This window comes from Paenibacillus sp. JT31N11 (genome assembly GCF_056269285.1).
On the sequence record NZ_JBWDNQ010000006.1, the window covers coordinates 1 to 14749 of the forward strand.

General features: G+C 54.4%; 14 protein-coding genes. 10 read left to right on the forward strand and 4 right to left on the reverse strand.

Annotated features, from left to right (window positions below):
* Window positions 1–936: IS110 family transposase (locus AC0YNV_RS20675; RefSeq protein ID WP_475769702.1), on the reverse strand; the 936-nt coding region annotated here is incomplete at its 3' end.
* A 677-nt stretch (window positions 937–1613) separates the two neighbouring features.
* Between AC0YNV_RS20675 and AC0YNV_RS20680 the strand changes: the two genes are divergently transcribed.
* The 4 genes from AC0YNV_RS20680 to AC0YNV_RS20695 all read left to right on the forward strand — a co-directional run bounded on the left by AC0YNV_RS20680 (window position 1614) and on the right by AC0YNV_RS20695 (window position 4259).
* Window positions 1614–2048, forward strand: a complete 435-nt coding sequence (locus tag AC0YNV_RS20680) for a YciI family protein (RefSeq protein WP_475769703.1) — start codon at window positions 1614–1616, stop codon at window positions 2046–2048.
* Window positions 2045–3304 (forward strand): RNA polymerase sigma factor, encoded by a 1260-nt coding sequence (locus tag AC0YNV_RS20685; protein ID WP_475769704.1) that lies wholly within the window; start codon window positions 2045–2047, stop codon window positions 3302–3304. The genes AC0YNV_RS20680 and AC0YNV_RS20685 overlap by 4 nt, the downstream gene beginning before the upstream one ends.
* Before the next feature lie 17 nt (window positions 3305–3321).
* On the forward strand, window positions 3322–3756 hold the full coding sequence (locus tag AC0YNV_RS20690) for a YciI family protein (protein ID WP_475769705.1): 435 nt from the start codon (window positions 3322–3324) through the stop codon (window positions 3754–3756).
* A gap of 164 nt (window positions 3757–3920) precedes the next feature.
* Window positions 3921–4259, forward strand: a complete 339-nt coding sequence (locus AC0YNV_RS20695; RefSeq protein ID WP_475769706.1) for a DUF1801 domain-containing protein — start codon at window positions 3921–3923, stop codon at window positions 4257–4259.
* Between the two features lie 113 nt (window positions 4260–4372).
* Here the strand turns inward: AC0YNV_RS20695 and AC0YNV_RS20700 are convergent, their stop codons facing one another.
* The gene (locus tag AC0YNV_RS20700) at window positions 4373–5311 is read right to left on the reverse strand and encodes an NADP-dependent oxidoreductase (protein WP_475769707.1); all 939 of its coding nucleotides are present in this window, start codon (window positions 5309–5311) and stop codon (window positions 4373–4375) included.
* A gap of 237 nt (window positions 5312–5548) precedes the next feature.
* Here AC0YNV_RS20700 and AC0YNV_RS20705 point away from each other — a divergent pair, with 237 nt between their 5' ends.
* From AC0YNV_RS20705 to AC0YNV_RS20730, 6 genes are all read left to right on the forward strand, one after another.
* Window positions 5549–6361 carry an MmyB family transcriptional regulator gene (locus AC0YNV_RS20705; protein WP_475770038.1) on the forward strand — a complete coding sequence of 271 codons (813 nt, stop codon included), beginning with the start codon at window positions 5549–5551 and terminating at the stop codon, window positions 6359–6361.
* A 211-nt stretch (window positions 6362–6572) separates the two neighbouring features.
* On the forward strand, window positions 6573–8972 hold the full coding sequence (locus tag AC0YNV_RS20710; RefSeq protein ID WP_475769708.1) for a glycoside hydrolase family 15 protein: 2400 nt from the start codon (window positions 6573–6575) through the stop codon (window positions 8970–8972).
* Between the two features lie 598 nt (window positions 8973–9570).
* Window positions 9571–10467 (forward strand): ABC transporter ATP-binding protein, encoded by an 897-nt coding sequence (locus tag AC0YNV_RS20715; RefSeq protein WP_475769709.1) that lies wholly within the window; start codon window positions 9571–9573, stop codon window positions 10465–10467.
* 12 nt (window positions 10468–10479) lie between these two features.
* Window positions 10480–11235, forward strand: a complete 756-nt coding sequence (locus tag AC0YNV_RS20720; RefSeq protein WP_475769710.1) for an ABC transporter permease — start codon at window positions 10480–10482, stop codon at window positions 11233–11235.
* A 1-nt stretch (window position 11236) separates the two neighbouring features.
* Window positions 11237–12358, forward strand: a complete 1122-nt coding sequence (locus tag AC0YNV_RS20725; protein WP_475769711.1) for a sensor histidine kinase — start codon at window positions 11237–11239, stop codon at window positions 12356–12358.
* Between the two features lie 15 nt (window positions 12359–12373).
* Complete coding sequence (locus tag AC0YNV_RS20730; RefSeq protein ID WP_210043336.1) at window positions 12374–12976, forward strand: response regulator transcription factor; 603 nt, start codon at window positions 12374–12376, stop codon at window positions 12974–12976.
* Here AC0YNV_RS20730 and AC0YNV_RS20735 read toward each other — a convergent pair whose 3' ends face one another.
* Window positions 12977–14188 carry an anti-sigma factor gene (locus AC0YNV_RS20735; protein ID WP_475769712.1) on the reverse strand — a complete coding sequence of 404 codons (1212 nt, stop codon included), beginning with the start codon at window positions 14186–14188 and terminating at the stop codon, window positions 12977–12979.
* Window positions 14169–14684 carry an RNA polymerase sigma factor gene (locus tag AC0YNV_RS20740; protein WP_475769713.1) on the reverse strand — a complete coding sequence of 172 codons (516 nt, stop codon included), beginning with the start codon at window positions 14682–14684 and terminating at the stop codon, window positions 14169–14171. Before AC0YNV_RS20740 ends, AC0YNV_RS20735 begins: the two co-directional genes overlap by 20 nt.
* Window positions 14685–14749 lie beyond the last annotated feature (65 nt).

Consider the following 14749-nt stretch of genomic DNA (forward strand, 5'->3'; position numbering starts at 1 on the left):
CCCTGCCTCACCCAGAATACCGGCTAGTGAAATGGCATTAATCCCTTTGACAGCAAGCATAAATTTCGCAAATGGAATCCGTTCTAAAACGGCAACAATCTCCGTCTCTACCGTTTCTAGCTGCAGGCAAGCAAGATCGTACTCGTCGAGAAGTTGCTTCAAGTGAAGCTTGTAGGCATGCAAGGCCTGTTTAGATCCAACAGAACGACGAGCAAGAGAGATAAGAGTTCGGGCTTTTCGCTCACCAGCATGCCGTTTCATAAGCGATTTCCAACCTTGTATGACGTCTTGTGGCTGTAAGGTACCTATGTCATCGGGCGTAGGAAAAAGACGAAGTGTGGCCAATGAACCGGTGCACAGGATGTTTTTGAAGACTTGCCGTAGCTCCGGGAAAACCACGTCGACCCAGCGATGAATTTGGTTCTTCGCACTCACGAGTCTCGTTACGACAAAGTCGCGATTGGAGAGAAAGACACGGAGTTCTTCAAAGGCTGCTGGTGTGTTGCGAGTAACCGAGTAGTAGCCGTTCTTGACCATGTCGGCAATGACCAGAGCATCCTTTTTGTCGCTCTTGGATGGCGTATTGTCGCGGTTCTCCTTGTTCTTTTTCACCAGATGTGGATTGACGAGAACGACTTCAAATTGACGATCCGAGAGCCACTTGGATACGTTAAGCCAGTAATGTCCGGTAGGCTCCATGCCAACAATGGCCGCCGTTAAAGCATGGGCAGATTGTAGCGTCTGGATCCACCGAAGAAGGCTGTGAAAACCTTCCTCATCATTCGAGAAGGATAGGGAATGACCAAGCACAATACCGCGAAAGTTAACGGCTCGTGCAACATGGGTCTGCTGGGCGATGTCGATCCCGACGACCAGATGCTGGGCGGTAATTTTTTCAATGAGTTGATTTTGTTTGTCCTGCGATTTAAACTTCATAGTAGAGCGTCCTCCTAAGATGATGGGATTTAAAGGGCTATGACCCGTTTCGTACTCCCATCGTACCGAGGCGCTCGTTTTTTTGCAAAGCGGTAATTTAACGCTCTACAGGAATGCTATCTTGTTTCATTGTTATTGGATCTCCTTTTCTCTTCGTGAAGATTATTCAGTTATTTCTTATTGTAGTTGTTTCAGGCACTCTCGGGGCTTTAATAAGAGAACTGTTCTTCCGGAAGGAACAGTCGAAGCAATCCGGCAGGGACTGACTGAAGAAGAACATACAGATTCCTAAAATAAGGTCTGTCTCGTACTGCTGCCTTTTATGCGCTTGCAAAATATGTTAAAAGACTTCAATGAGTTGATTTTGGTTGTCCTGCGCTTTAAACTTCATAGTAGAGCGACCTCCTGGATGGGTTTTTGAGGCAATGACCTCGTACGCGATCCCATCGTAACGAGGCGCTCGTTTGTTTGCCCAGGTGAAAATCATAGCCGAATACCGCAATCTTTAAGCTGCCGCGTACCCGTGACGTGTGACCGCTGTTTGCCGCCGAAAAAAATTTATTAAACCGCATGTCGATCCGTTCGTCTTTCGTTCGTCGTCTATATAGAGGCAGGTTAAGCCGCCCGAATCGGGTGGTGCAGCAGGCTTTAGCAAAATAAGAGGAGGCATACCACGTATGCGATTTATGATGATTGTCAAAGCCACAAAGGATTCAGAAGCCGGCGTAATGCCGAGCGAAGAGCTGTTCGAAGCGATGATGCGGTATAACGAGGAACTGGTAAAGGCCGGCGTGCTGCTTGCTGCCGATGGTCTGCATCCGAGCTCAAGCGCAATCCGGATTTCTTATCCGGAGCCGGGCGGCAAGCCAAAGGTGCTGGACGGACCGTTCACCGAGGCGAAGGAGATGATTGCCGGTTACACGCTGATTGAGGTCAAATCGAGGGAAGAAGCCATTGAATGGGCGATGCGTATGCCGGATCCTCACGGCTTCGGCGAGGGACAGATCGAGCTTCGCCAAGTATTCGAGGGCCCGGACCTGACGGAAAATCCGGAGCTGCTGGCGGATCATGATGCGCTGCGTGAGGAAATGGAGAGGCGCAGCAGGCCGTGACGCACTCCGCTTCCTACCGGACAATCGATGCTGTATGGCGTATTGAATCGCCGAAGCTTATCGCGGGGTTGACCCGAATGGTGCGCGATGTGGGACTCGCCGAGGATCTCGCGCAGGATGCGCTCGTCATCGCCCTCGAACGGTGGCCGGATTCCGGAATTCCGGACAACCCCGGGGCCTGGCTGATGGCTGCTTCCAAGCGGAGGGCGATCGACTTTTTGCGGAGGAGCAAGCTGCGCGACCGGAAATATGAGGAGGTCGGACGCAGCGCCGATTTATACACAGAAGATGATCTGGAAGCTGCAATGGACGGGGAGATCGGCGACGATCTCCTGCGTCTCATTTTTATGACCTGCCATCCGGTACTGTCCCGCGAGGCTCGGATTGCTCTGACGCTTCGCCTTCTGGGCGGGCTTACAACCGATGAAATTGCACGCGCCTTCTTTGCTGCTGAACCGACCATCGCGCAGCGGATCGTCCGGGCGAAGCGGACGCTCCGGGAAGCCGGGGCTGTATTCGAAGTTCCATCCGGCAGTGAGCTCAAGGAACGTCTTGCGACGGTGCTGGAGGTCATCTATCTTCTGTTCAACGAAGGCTATGCGGCAACGTCGGGAAGCAGCTGGATACGCCCGCTGCTCTGCCAGGAAGCGCTGAGATTGGGGCGCGTCCTTGCGGAATTTGCGCCAGCGGAGCCGGAGGTTCACGGCCTGGTTGCCCTCATGGAAATTCAATCGTCGCGGTTCAAAACCCGGGTGAGCCCCACAGGCGAGCCGGTTCTGCTTATGGACCAGAACCGGGCACAGTGGGATCAACTGCTGATCCGCCGCGGCTTGGCTGCGCTCAAGCGTGCCCAGACGCTCGACCGCCCGCTCGGCCCTTATGCGCTGCAGGCAGCGATATCCGCATGCCATGCCAGAGCGCGTACTGCCGGGGAGACCGATTGGGCGCGAATTGCCGCGCTCTATGAAGCGCTGTCGCGGGTGATGCCGTCGCCGGTGGTCGAGCTGAACCGCGCGGTGGCCATTGCGATGGCGTTCGGGCCGGCATTCGGCCTTCAGCTCGTCGATGAGCTGACCTCCGAGCCGGCATTAAAGGAATACCATTTGCTGCCGAGCGTTCGGGGCGATCTCCTGGTCAAGCTGGGGCGCCGGGAGGAAGCGAGGGAAGAGTTTGAGCGCGCGGCATCGCTGACGAGAAATGAACGCGAGCGCGAGCTGCTGCTGAGGCGTGCCGCTGAATGCGAATCGGGAGGATAATGAGAGGAGGAATACATATGAGATTTATCCTGATGACGAGAGCGACCAGACACTCGGAGGCGGGTGTCCGGCCAAGCCGCGAAAGCATCGACGCAATGAACGCCTATCACGAGGAGCTGGAGAAAGCTGGCGTGCTGCTCGCTGCCGAGCGGCTGTATCCGAGCTCGAGCGGACTGCGGATGTCGTTTTCCAGGCCTGGCGGCCAACCGTCCGTAACCTCTGGGCCTTTGGCAGAGGTGAACGAGCTGGTGGCGGGATTTACGCTCATCGAAGTGAAATCCGAAGAGGAAGCGATTGAATGGGCTTTGCGTGTCCCGGATCCTCACGGCTATGGCGAGGGTGTAATCGAGCTGCGCCAGCTCTTTGACCGCCGGACACCGGCACAGGATCCGAGGATGCGTGTCCTGGAGGACGAGCTGCACAGCCAGATCGACATGCTGAAAAAAAGTTAAAACATTATTTTTCCGGTTTTGTCGATTTAACGGTTTTTCATTCGTTGTGTAGATAGGAGACGGATTTTAGCAGGTAACAACTCTTTAACTACATTAGTGAAAGCGGCTGATTACCCTGCGGTAAGAAATATTGACCCATTACATCTTGCAGAGGAGAGTCTTAAATGAACCAGGAAGTTACGGATTTTATAGAAGCGGTGAAGGAGCCGTGGCAGGGGCAGCTATGCGCCAGCCTGCGCGAGGTTGTGCACGGAGCGATTCCGGATGTTCATGAGCGGATTCAGTATAAGAAGCCCCATTTCTTGAAAAACGGCAAATATGCGGCTGTCATCTCGACGTCGAAGGACGCGGTAAGCTTCACGATCTTCAACACCGCGGAGCTTGCGCTTCCTGCAGGCTTCGACGGGCCGCCGGAGAGGAAAACGATCAAGCTGCGGCAGGGGCAAACGATCGATGCCGAGATGCTGTCCTCCCTGGTCAGCCAGGCGTCGTCGACATTATAAAATATATATTTTGATGAGCCGGTTATATGATGTGGAATCAAGATGAGCGTCAAATAGCTCCCACCTGGCGGCGGGAGCATATGCTGCTGTTGCAGCATGAACGGTTCAAGCGCTTACGGATTCCGTGCAATCAGCAGCTGACCTTTCTTACGGCCGGCTGCGCTCGCGCGATGCGCCTCCGCAATTCCCTCGGCGCTGAATGGAAAAACTCGCTCAATATGCACCTTCAGCTTTTGTTCCTGGACATTGCGCATAAGGGATGACCAATCGCTGTTGTTCGGTTCTGGGCGCACAAACTGGGCTTCGATGCCGCGAATGCGCGGATTCCCGCTGATTGACGGGGATACGAGAGATAGAATCTTTCCTCCGTCCTTCAATACCGTGTAGCTTTTCCGCTCCGTTTCTCCGCCGTCTCTCACCATATCGAGCACGATATCTACCGGGCTGACAGCTTCCGCAAAATCGGTTGTGACGTAATCGATCACCTCATCAGCCCCCAACTGCCGTACAAATTCTTGATTGTCGCCACGCGCCGTGGCAATTACGTAAGCCCCGTGCTGTTTGGCCAGTTGAACGGCAATATGACCCACAGCCCCAGCGCCTGCGTGAATCAGAATGCGCTGTCCCGGCTGCAGCTCGCCGTACTCAAACAACGACTGCCATGCGGTCAACCCGACAGCCGGTAACGCGGCGGTTTTCTCGAACGAAAGCGTAGACGGGATAACTGCGAGTCCCCTCTCATCCACTGCCACATAATCCGCATAGCCTCCGCCGGCTGCAGTCAGCCCTATGACACGGTCGCCCTGCTTCACATGCTTAACCTTCTCTCCGACTTCTCTCACCACGCCTGCGATTTCAATACCAAGAACATGCGGAAACCGGAGAGGAATGATATTCCGGAACGCCCCTGAGAGGATAAGATGGTCCCCGGAATTGACCGTCGTTACGTACATTTCCACAAGCGCCTCCGTTTCTTTCAACTCCGGCTTGGCTGTTTCCTGTTCCTGCAGAACCTCGGGAGTCCCGTAATCAACAATAACGACCGCTTTCATATTGCTTCCTCCTATCCTGATCTAACAATAGAGAATACGTCTTTATCCGATAGTCATCCATGCTCCAGTGAGCATAAATTGACCTCGGTTTTATGGAGAAGTATACTTTAGTAAAACATTTAGCCCAAGTGTAAAACTACACCTGGACCTGAATGAGGGGGGAAAGTCGTGCATGGAAACCGGAGCCCGCAGCATAAATGGCTGAAAGCCGCATTGGGAGAAATCGAAACGCTTCGTATGAAGCGCCAGCGTCAATATGCCGATCAATCCCATCCTTCGTTAAAACGATTCACGCAGCAGGAGCTGAACGACGAGGCCTGCCTGACGTATAAAAACCTGCTGGTCGGACGTTCGCACAGATTGCCGGACCGTCAAACGATGCTTCGTATTGCCGAATATCTTGAATGCACCTCCGATGAGCGCAATGATCTGCTCGCAGCTGCCGGATATCTACCGATCCTGCCCGAAATGGCGGGACGATCCCTGGAGCTTGCTCTGGAGCAGGCGCATCAATTGATGGCAAATTTATCTCTTCCGGCCATGATCGTAACCCCGACGTTGGATATCAAGGAGTTTAATGAACCATTCCGTGATTTATTTGATATCCCTTGCGATTTATTTTATGAGAACCGTATGAATCTAATCGATTTTCATTTCAATTCCGATCTTCCCATACGAGCTCGCTCCACTTACGATGCAGCATCGTTCGACCAGTGGGAATCGCATGCCATCAACGGGATACAAGCTTTCAAGAGGAACCATCTGCTTTCCCGACACGATGACTGGTATCAAAGATTGATTCGAAAATTCCATCAATACGGCGATACCGATAAGTATTGGAATATGGAGCCGAAGACTCCGGAACACCAAGAAAACTACTCCAGAATCATATTAGCCAGAACGGAAAGCGCAGGCGGGTTAGTTCCGATCCGTTACAGGCAAGTCTTTCTTTCCGCCGGCAGCAGCATGTATCCAGGAATCGGAGTTTTCCTGCCGGTTGACGAACCGGCGCGCCAAGCGTTTGCTCACTTAGGTTGTCCTGCCGTGTGATGTTTCGATTCGAAGAGGGCTGAAGCTGCTTTTTATCTTAAATTGTTCTCCAAGCGCGCGTCCGATCAGGACGCTTTTTTTTGTCGATGCTAAAATGAGCAGTCCTCACGCAGCATGGACGGGCAGTTTGCGGCCGCCCTGCAGGGGTAAAATATAATCATTAGTTGGCATGTGCGCGGACAACAATAAGAATGCAGGGGGATTGTTGCAGATGAATGAAGCCTTCGGCAGACCCGGGGAGCGTCCGACCTGGACGACAGGGGCCAAATCCGGTGTGGGTACCGCGGCAAGTCCCGAATCGCTGGTATGGTTCACTTTTTCGCAAGGGATAATGAATGAGGTTTATTATCCGCAGGTCGATACGGCAAATATAAAAGATGCGCAGTTCGTGGTGGCGGGAGATGGATTTTTCTCTGAGGAGAAGTCGGGTACCAGGCATAAAATGGAGTGGTTGGATCTGTGGGCGCCCGCTTTCCGGATTACGAACACCTGCCTCTCGAGGCGGTATGAGATTACCAAGGATGTGATCACGGATCCTTCCCGTAATACGCTGATTCAGCAGGTCCGCTTCATTCCCCTGGAGGGAAAGCTTGCGGATTATTCATTGTTCGCGTTGACCTCCCCGCATATAGGAAATCAGGGTTACCACAATGACGCGCGGATCAGCGAATATCGGGGTAATCCTCTGCTGCTGGCTTCCTGCGGCTCCATCACGCTTGCCGTTATGTGCTCCTGCGGCTTCAGCAAACGCTCGGTCGGATATGCCGGTACCTCCGGAGGCTGGCAGGATATCGCCGCAAACTATAGAATGACGAATGAGTTTGCTTCGGCCCCGGACGGCAATGTTGTGCTCACAGGACAGATCGATTTGCCGGAGGATGGGATGTTTACGCTTGTTTTCGGCTTCGGGAAGACGGAGGAGGAAGCGGCAGGCCAGGCCTATGCCACGATAGAGGCAGGCTATGAGAACTGCTACACGGCCTATGTGGATCAGTGGAAAAAACGAACGGAGTCTATTCGTAATTTATTCGCCTGTACGGGGGATGACGGGGCATTATTCCGTTCGAGCGTTCAAGTGCTGCTGAGCCACCAGGACAAGCTCCATCCCGGCGGGACGATCGCTTCGCTGTCCTTCCCATGGGGGGAGACAAGCACGGCGGACGGGCAAACGGGCGGTTACCATCTGGTATGGCCGCGGGATTTGGTACAGACGGCAACGGGCCATCTGGCGATTGACGATGTGGAGAGCGCCCGGGCGATCCTGCTCTACCTGGCCGGAATTCAGCAGGAATGCGGGGGCTGGCATCAGAACAACTGGATTGACGGACGCCCTTTCTGGGACGGCATTCAGCTGGATGAGACGGCTTTTCCGGTTATTCTCGCCTGGCGGCTGAGTGAACGAAATGCGCTGGAGGGCTTCGACCCTTGTCCGATGGTGTTCAAAGCAGCGGCTTTTCTGATCCGGCAGGGGCCGGTGACCGGGCAGGAGCGGTGGGAAGAGGACGGCGGGTATTCCCCTTCGACGCTGGCGGCCATGATTACGGCGCTGATCTGCGCTGCCGATCTGGCTGACGCCAAAGGCGAACGGGAGCATTCCGTTTATCTGACAGAGGTTGCGGATTGGTGGGCGAGCAATCTGGATGCGTGGACCTATACGACGAACAGCCTGCTCGATCCGGAGCTGCCTGCCCATTACGAGCGGCTGAACACGGTTGTGGTCGGCAATCCGGATCACGATAGTCCCCATCAAGGCAAAATCCCGATCCGCAATCTGGCGCCGGATGTGCAGAGCGAGTTCCCGGTGGATGATGTGGTGGATGCGGGATTCCTGCAGCTGGTCGATTACGGCATACGCCCGCCCCATGATCCGCATATCCTGAAATCTGTGCAGGTGGTGGATAAGGTAATTAAAGTGGAGCTGCCTGCCGGGCCGAGCTGGTACCGGTATAATCATGACGGCTACGGCGAGCATGAGAACGGTGATCCCTTCCAGGGCTACGGGGTCGGACAGGCGTGGCCCCTGCTTACGGGAGAACGGGCGCACTATGAATTGGCAGCGGGAAATAAAGCGGAGGCGGAGCGTCTGGCGCGCGCCCTTGAGGATTTCGCCGCTGGTAATAAACTGCTGCCCGAACAGCTGTGGACCCTTCCGGACATTCCGGACAAGGGACTGCACAGGGGCAAGCCGACTGGCTCCGCTATGCCGCTGGTATGGGCTCATGCGGAATATCTCAACCTGCTGCGGAGTCTGCAGGATGATCAATTATTCGACCGCGTGCCGATCGTTGCCGATCGCTATAAGGATGGGCCGCCTGCGCTGCGCAACGTCTGGCGCTTCAATCATAAGGTCAGCTCGACGAATGTGGGCGAGCCTCTGCGGATTGAGGTTCTGGCTCAGGCGCGCATTCACTGGAGCATGGATAATTGGCACACCGTACATGATGATGAGATGCGGGGCAGCGGGTTCGGGACTTATTGGTTTGATATCCCCTTATCCGCCAGCGACAAGCTGACGGGCGTGGAGTTCACTTTCTATTGGACGGACTCCCGGACCTGGGAGAACGCGGATTTTACGATATGGATCAGGCATCCTTTGGCGGAGAATCGCTAAGCCATTCTCCGCCCTGGCCCTTCATCATCAGGATGAAGCCCCTGAAAATTAGTCGACCCCCGCTGATTAATCAGCGGGGGTCATTTGTATTAGTCGCTTAGCCTGCGCCGTCAAACCGATCGATCGATTCAGCGGAGCGCATATGCGATGTATATAATAGCGTAACATTTAGTGGTCTTCGATTCACTTGCACGAAAACAACGAAAGCCCTTACCTCTCAGTCGTCCTTGCGGTTCCAATGACCGCGCCAGTTTGAATCCGTGTTCCTTAAAGCAGCCGTGATAAAAGGAATGTGTTAACTGGATGGGAGGATAACCATCTTAACTAAAACTAAATCGGGGAAAACCATGAGGTTACACTACATATAGACTTATAATATATCACATTCTATAAATAATGTCAAATTCCATTTAAATAAATTCGCTTCTCCCTGACCGCCCTGCTTCCCTCCCTGATGGATCCAACCCGTATGACATTTGTCATGCGCAAGACATTACATTCGTGAATACCTGCCGGCATCACGTCTTGGTAAGATGAAATCAACAAAGAGGCCGCAGCACAAGGCCTGTTGCAAACAAGGAATAAGGGGTGGGAATCCATGACAGCAGCCATACAGCTGGATCAGGTGACGAAGATCTATAAAGGGAAGAAAGCAGTCGACGGGTTATCCCTGACGATTGAGAAAGGCAGCGTAGTGGCGCTTCTTGGCCCTAACGGCGCAGGCAAGACAACAACGGTCTCCATGATACTTGGCCTACATCAGCCGACCAGCGGCAGCGTCAAGCTGCTCGGGGGAGACCCCCGGGACCCGCGGATCCGCGACCAGATCGGCGCTATGCTGCAGGATGTCAGCGTTATCGATAATCTGAAAGTGTATGAAACGATAGAGCTGTTCCGTCATTATTACGAGAAGCCGCTGCCGCTTGAGCAGCTGCTGCGGATTTCCGGTCTGGAGGAGGAGAAAAACAAGATGGCAACGGCGCTCTCCGGCGGACAGCAGCGCCGGCTCGGATTCGCGCTGGCTGTAGCAGGCGATCCTGAGGTGCTGTTTCTCGACGAACCGACAGTCGGGATGGATGTCTCCTCGCGCCAGCTCTTCTGGGATACGATTCGCGCCATGGCGGGAAGAGGCCGGACTATTGTGCTGACGACCCATTATCTCGAGGAAGCGGACAGTGTAGCCGACCGGATTGTGGTCATCAATAACGGGAAGCTGATCGCCGATGGCACGCCAAGCGAGATCAAGGCGGAAACAACTGGCCGTGTGATAACGTTCACTGCCGGAGCCTCCGTCACCCCGGATTCGCTGGCGGCAATGCCGGGAGTCACGGATATCCAGTGGAGCGGACGGAAGGTCAGACTGTTCAGCGGCAATACGGACCAATTGATCGCCGCCCTTGTAGAGAAACGGATCGATATGCGCGATATTGAAATTGCCAGCGGCGGACTTGAGGATGCTTTTCAGGCGCTTGTTCAGCAAACCACCCAACGATAGGAGAGATTGATAATGAAAAACACAAGTATGCAGGCGACATGGGCGCAGTGCAAAGCGGAGCTGATTCGCACGGCACGGAATAAACGGTTTGTTTTCTTCTCGGTCATCATGCCGGTAGCTTTCTTCTTTATCTTCACCAGTGCGATGGGAAGCGATACAACGGTCGGGGGTGTGGATTTCAGCTCGTACTATCTCATGTCCATGACGGTATACGGGGTGATCGGGGCAAGCCTCATGTCCTTTTCCCAGCGGATCTCCAAGGAGCGCTCTCAAGGATGGATCAGACTGCTGCATATTACCCCTCTGCCCTCATGGTCCTATATCTTCTCCAAGGTGGCGGCGCAGGCGTTCATTAATCTGATTATTATTGCCATGATGTTCATCATCGGCGGGTTTGCCAAGGGCATCGATTTATCCCCGGCCGTCTGGATCGAAAGCGGTCTGTGGATATGGATCGGCGGCTTTTCCTTCATGGCGCTTGGCACGCTGCTGGGCACGATCAAGAATGCGGATGTCGTACAGGTGATCAGCATGATCGTGTATATGGGGCTTTCGGTGCTGGGCGGTCTGTGGATGCCGACTTCCACGATGTCGGCGGAGCTGCAGAATCTGGCCCGATTCACGCCGACCTTCAGGCTTGGCCAGGGAGCCTGGAATCTGGTGGCCGGGGGTTCCCTCGACTGGAGCGGTGTGCTGATATTGGCAGCGTATGTGCTGGTATTTATGGTATTATCCTCTTATATCATTAAAAAGCGGGAAGCGGTGTAATATGAAGCGATCGACCGTGCGGCCCCGTAAAGGGCCGCCCCTTTACTTTTCATTTGTTTTTTTGTTTTACCTGGCGTTTCCGCTCACCGAGCTGTTTAGCCGTCCCGTCGGGGAGCTTGTAATCGGACTCCTTGTCCTTGCCGTATTTACGGCCCTGTATCTCTACAGCTCCAAAGTGAACCGGGGAAGGCTTATTTCTGTGTTTTTGCAGCTTATCATTATAGGGCTGTTCTGCTACCGGTATAATGCGGGCTTCATTTATATGGCCTTCTATCCGTCCCCCATCATCGGATTGATATCGTCGAGGAAGCAGATGTACGTTGGGATGGGCGCAATGGTTGCGCTGTTCCTTGCCGTGGGATTGTACTATAAGCTGTACCTGAGCGCTAATGACATGATCCAGATTGTACCTGCGATGCTGGTGATGCTCTTCCTGCCTTTTGCGCTGCGGATGGGCCAAAAATCATTTGAGCTGCGGGAAAAGCTCAATCTGGCGAACGAGGAGATTGCGCGGTTGTCCAAGAACGAGGAGCGGCAGCGGATCTCCCGCGATCTGCATGATACGCTGGGTCATACCCTGTCGCTTATCACGCTCAAGAGCGAGCTTGCGGAGAGGCTGATCGTGAAGAATCCGGAGCGCGCAGCGCAGGAGGTCAAGGATATTCACGCCACCTCGCGGGCGGCGCTGAAGCAGGTGCGGGAGCTGGTATCCGGGATGAATGCCGTAACGGTCCGGGACGAACTGGTAAACGCAAAACAAATATTGGCTGCGGCAGATATTGTGCTTGAGGTTCGCGGCGAGCTCGCGGAAAGCATGGCATCACCGCTTGCCGACAATATTCTGGGCATGTGCCTGCGCGAAGCGGTCACGAACATCGTCAAGCACAGCAAGGCGAGAACATGCACGGTGGAGTGGAGGGGGGAGCCGGATCTGCTTCATCTTAAAGTTTCCGATGACGGCCGCGGCATCGACCCCGCTGCGGGGGTCACTGACGGGAACGGGCTGAACGGCATGAAGGAGCGGCTTAAGCTGGTCGAGGGCGACTTGAGCTTCGCGCCATTCAAAGGCAGCGGCACTTCTGTAACCTTCACAGTGCCGCGGGTTACCAAATCGATGGAATAAAGGGGGTTAATAACCATGAAAGTCATTGTGGCGGAGGATCAGGCCATGCTGCGCGGGGCACTGAGCGCGCTGCTTGATCTGGAGGACGATATTGAGGTGATCGGCCAGGCGGAAAATGGCGAGCAGGCGCTCTCCATGATCGAGTCGCTTGTACCGGATCTGTGCATCCTGGACATTGAGATGCCGAAGCTGACGGGGCTCGACGTGGCCGAACGCCTGAAGGCGCAAAAGCATTCCTGCCGGGTAGTCATTCTGACGACTTTCTCGCGGGCCGGATATTTTCAGCGCGCGATGCGTGCCGGTGTACAGGGCTTTCTGCTCAAGGATTCGCCAATCGATGAGCTGGGCGCAGCGCTCCGCAGCGTCCATCAAGGCGGCCGGGCAGTCAGCCCCGAGCTTGCTATGACATTCTGGGAAGCGGAGAACCCGCTCAGCGAACGCGAGCGCGAGGTGCTGAAGCTTGCCGCGGAAGGGTTATCGGCGGTCGATATGGCAGGCAAGCTTTTTCTGACAGCCGGAACGGTACGGAACTATTTGTCGGAGGCGATCCAGAAGCTGGAGGCCAAAAACCGGATCGATGCGATCGGAATTGCCCGGAAGAATGGCTGGCTGGATTAATTAATGGCTGTATTCCACGCCGCTCGCCTGCTGCTGGTCCCAGTTCCACCAGTCCGTAGACCCCACCAGGGGAGTGTCCAGCTCGGATTCCTGTTTGAGCTTGAGCAGTTCCTTGGTCGGGCCGGTCAACACGGCGCCGTACAGCTTGACGCCATTTTTCATCAAATAGCTGTAGCGGTCCTCCAGGTTCGCTGCTTTGAATTGCGGGTTCTGCGCATTATTGCGCAGCAGCGCCTCTGTCAGCCTTCCGTGGTCAAGCAGATAACGGATCTCCCTCAAATAGGTCTGCGCGCGTCGTTCGCCTTCCGCGTTGTCTTCTATTGTATAGCTGCCCGGATTATCCTCATCTCCGTAAGGTAGCGCATCCGGAGCATAACCGAACACAAGGCCCGAGCCCAGCAGCGGATTGCTTGCGGACAGCTTGCTTTCCACTCCTGTATCGACGGCGAACCAGATGGTGTCGAGGTCGTATTTTTTGGTGATCGCGAAATATTCGTCATGTGTCAGCAAATGCCGGAACGAGACGGCAAGCTGGGAGACGGTTCCCTCCGGCAGCTTCTCCAGCGTCAGCCATCCATTCCCGCTCGAAGGTTGAGGAGCCAGGTCGGTGCCTTCTGCCGGGTACCGGAAAAAGAAGGGAAGGGCATGCTGGCCGCCTGACCAGTCATAGCGGCTCGATACCTTGGCAAAAAACCAATTTTCCCGGTAATAGCCGACGGTATTCTCGCCTCTGCCCACCTGCTCCCGGAGCTCATAATCGCTTGTGAACGTGAGCAGCGCGCTTCCGGTTGCTGAATTGCCGACCTTGATGCCAGGCTTCGTGAATGAAATGACATCGCTGGTGACCCGGATCATGGCATGGGCATCGGGACCAAACCAGCGGGTGGCGAAGAAAACATTGGAATACCCATACAAAACGGATACAAGGAAAATGGCAGCAAGCGTTGTAAAGGTGATCGAAACCACCGAGAACCGGCTCTGCCACTTGCTGCGGCGGATGATGTTAGATTGGATGTCAATGGGCATGCCGCCATGTTCCGGCTTTTCCGATTCGCCGGGAGGCGGTCCCAGCAGCAGCAGCTCCAGTTGGCCGGCTAAGGTCTCGTTTTGTTCCAGCTCACTACGCAGAAGATTGACTTCCTCCCCTGTAAGCTCCCCCCGCAAATAAGCCGCGATCCTGCTGTTCAATTGTTCATCGGATGGCTGGGTCATCGTTATCCTTCCTCCATAACTGACGTAATTTTTGTCTGCCGCGGTAGATCGATATCTTGACATCGGCCAGCGGGATACCCAGAACCTGGGCGATTTCATCATAGGTAAGCTGATGATAGTAAAGCAGCAGCAGCGACTGATGCTGTTTATGCGGAAGCTCCCGGGCAAGAGTCTCGAATTGCTCATGCAATTCCTGCTCAAGCATTCTGCTCTCGGGATCGCTGTCTGGCGGACCAGCGGCTTCAGGCTGCATAACCAGGGGAAGCTCGCGGCCTCGGGCTTTTTTGCGGTGCCAATCGATGAAAGCGTGATACGCTACCTTGAACAGCCATGGGCGGACCTTGCCTCCGGTATAGGAATCCAGAAATCGGAAAGCGCGAAAATAAGTTTCCTGGGTGAGATCCTCAGCGGTCTGCCTGTCTCCCGATAGTTTATATAGATAAAGGTAAATGTCATTCATATGCTGGCGGTATAAATCATCCAAGCCCGCTGTCACAAGTGCTTTCCTCCTTACACCACTGCTTGATGCTTCACTTAGTACCACGTTAGCAAGATCATAAA

Excerpts from the sequence above, each read along its gene's own strand:
- AC0YNV_RS20715 (WP_475769709.1), top strand. The coding sequence starts at position 9,571 with ATGACAGCAGCCATACAGCTGGATCAGGTGACGAAGATCTATAAAGGG.
- AC0YNV_RS20725 (WP_475769711.1), top strand. The coding sequence starts at position 11,237 with ATGAAGCGATCGACCGTGCGGCCCCGTAAAGGGCCGCCCCTTTACTTT.
- AC0YNV_RS20730 (WP_210043336.1), top strand. The coding sequence starts at position 12,374 with ATGAAAGTCATTGTGGCGGAGGATCAGGCCATGCTGCGCGGGGCACTG.
- AC0YNV_RS20700 (WP_475769707.1), bottom strand. The coding sequence starts at position 5,311 with ATGAAAGCGGTCGTTATTGTTGATTACGGGACTCCCGAGGTTCTGCAG.
- AC0YNV_RS20680 (WP_475769703.1), top strand. The coding sequence starts at position 1,614 with ATGCGATTTATGATGATTGTCAAAGCCACAAAGGATTCAGAAGCCGGC.
- AC0YNV_RS20720 (WP_475769710.1), top strand. The coding sequence starts at position 10,480 with ATGAAAAACACAAGTATGCAGGCGACATGGGCGCAGTGCAAAGCGGAG.
- AC0YNV_RS20735 (WP_475769712.1), bottom strand. The coding sequence starts at position 14,188 with ATGACCCAGCCATCCGATGAACAATTGAACAGCAGGATCGCGGCTTAT.
- AC0YNV_RS20695 (WP_475769706.1), top strand. The coding sequence starts at position 3,921 with ATGAACCAGGAAGTTACGGATTTTATAGAAGCGGTGAAGGAGCCGTGG.
- AC0YNV_RS20690 (WP_475769705.1), top strand. The coding sequence starts at position 3,322 with ATGAGATTTATCCTGATGACGAGAGCGACCAGACACTCGGAGGCGGGT.
- AC0YNV_RS20710 (WP_475769708.1), top strand. The coding sequence starts at position 6,573 with ATGAATGAAGCCTTCGGCAGACCCGGGGAGCGTCCGACCTGGACGACA.
- AC0YNV_RS20705 (WP_475770038.1), top strand. The coding sequence starts at position 5,549 with ATGAAGCGCCAGCGTCAATATGCCGATCAATCCCATCCTTCGTTAAAA.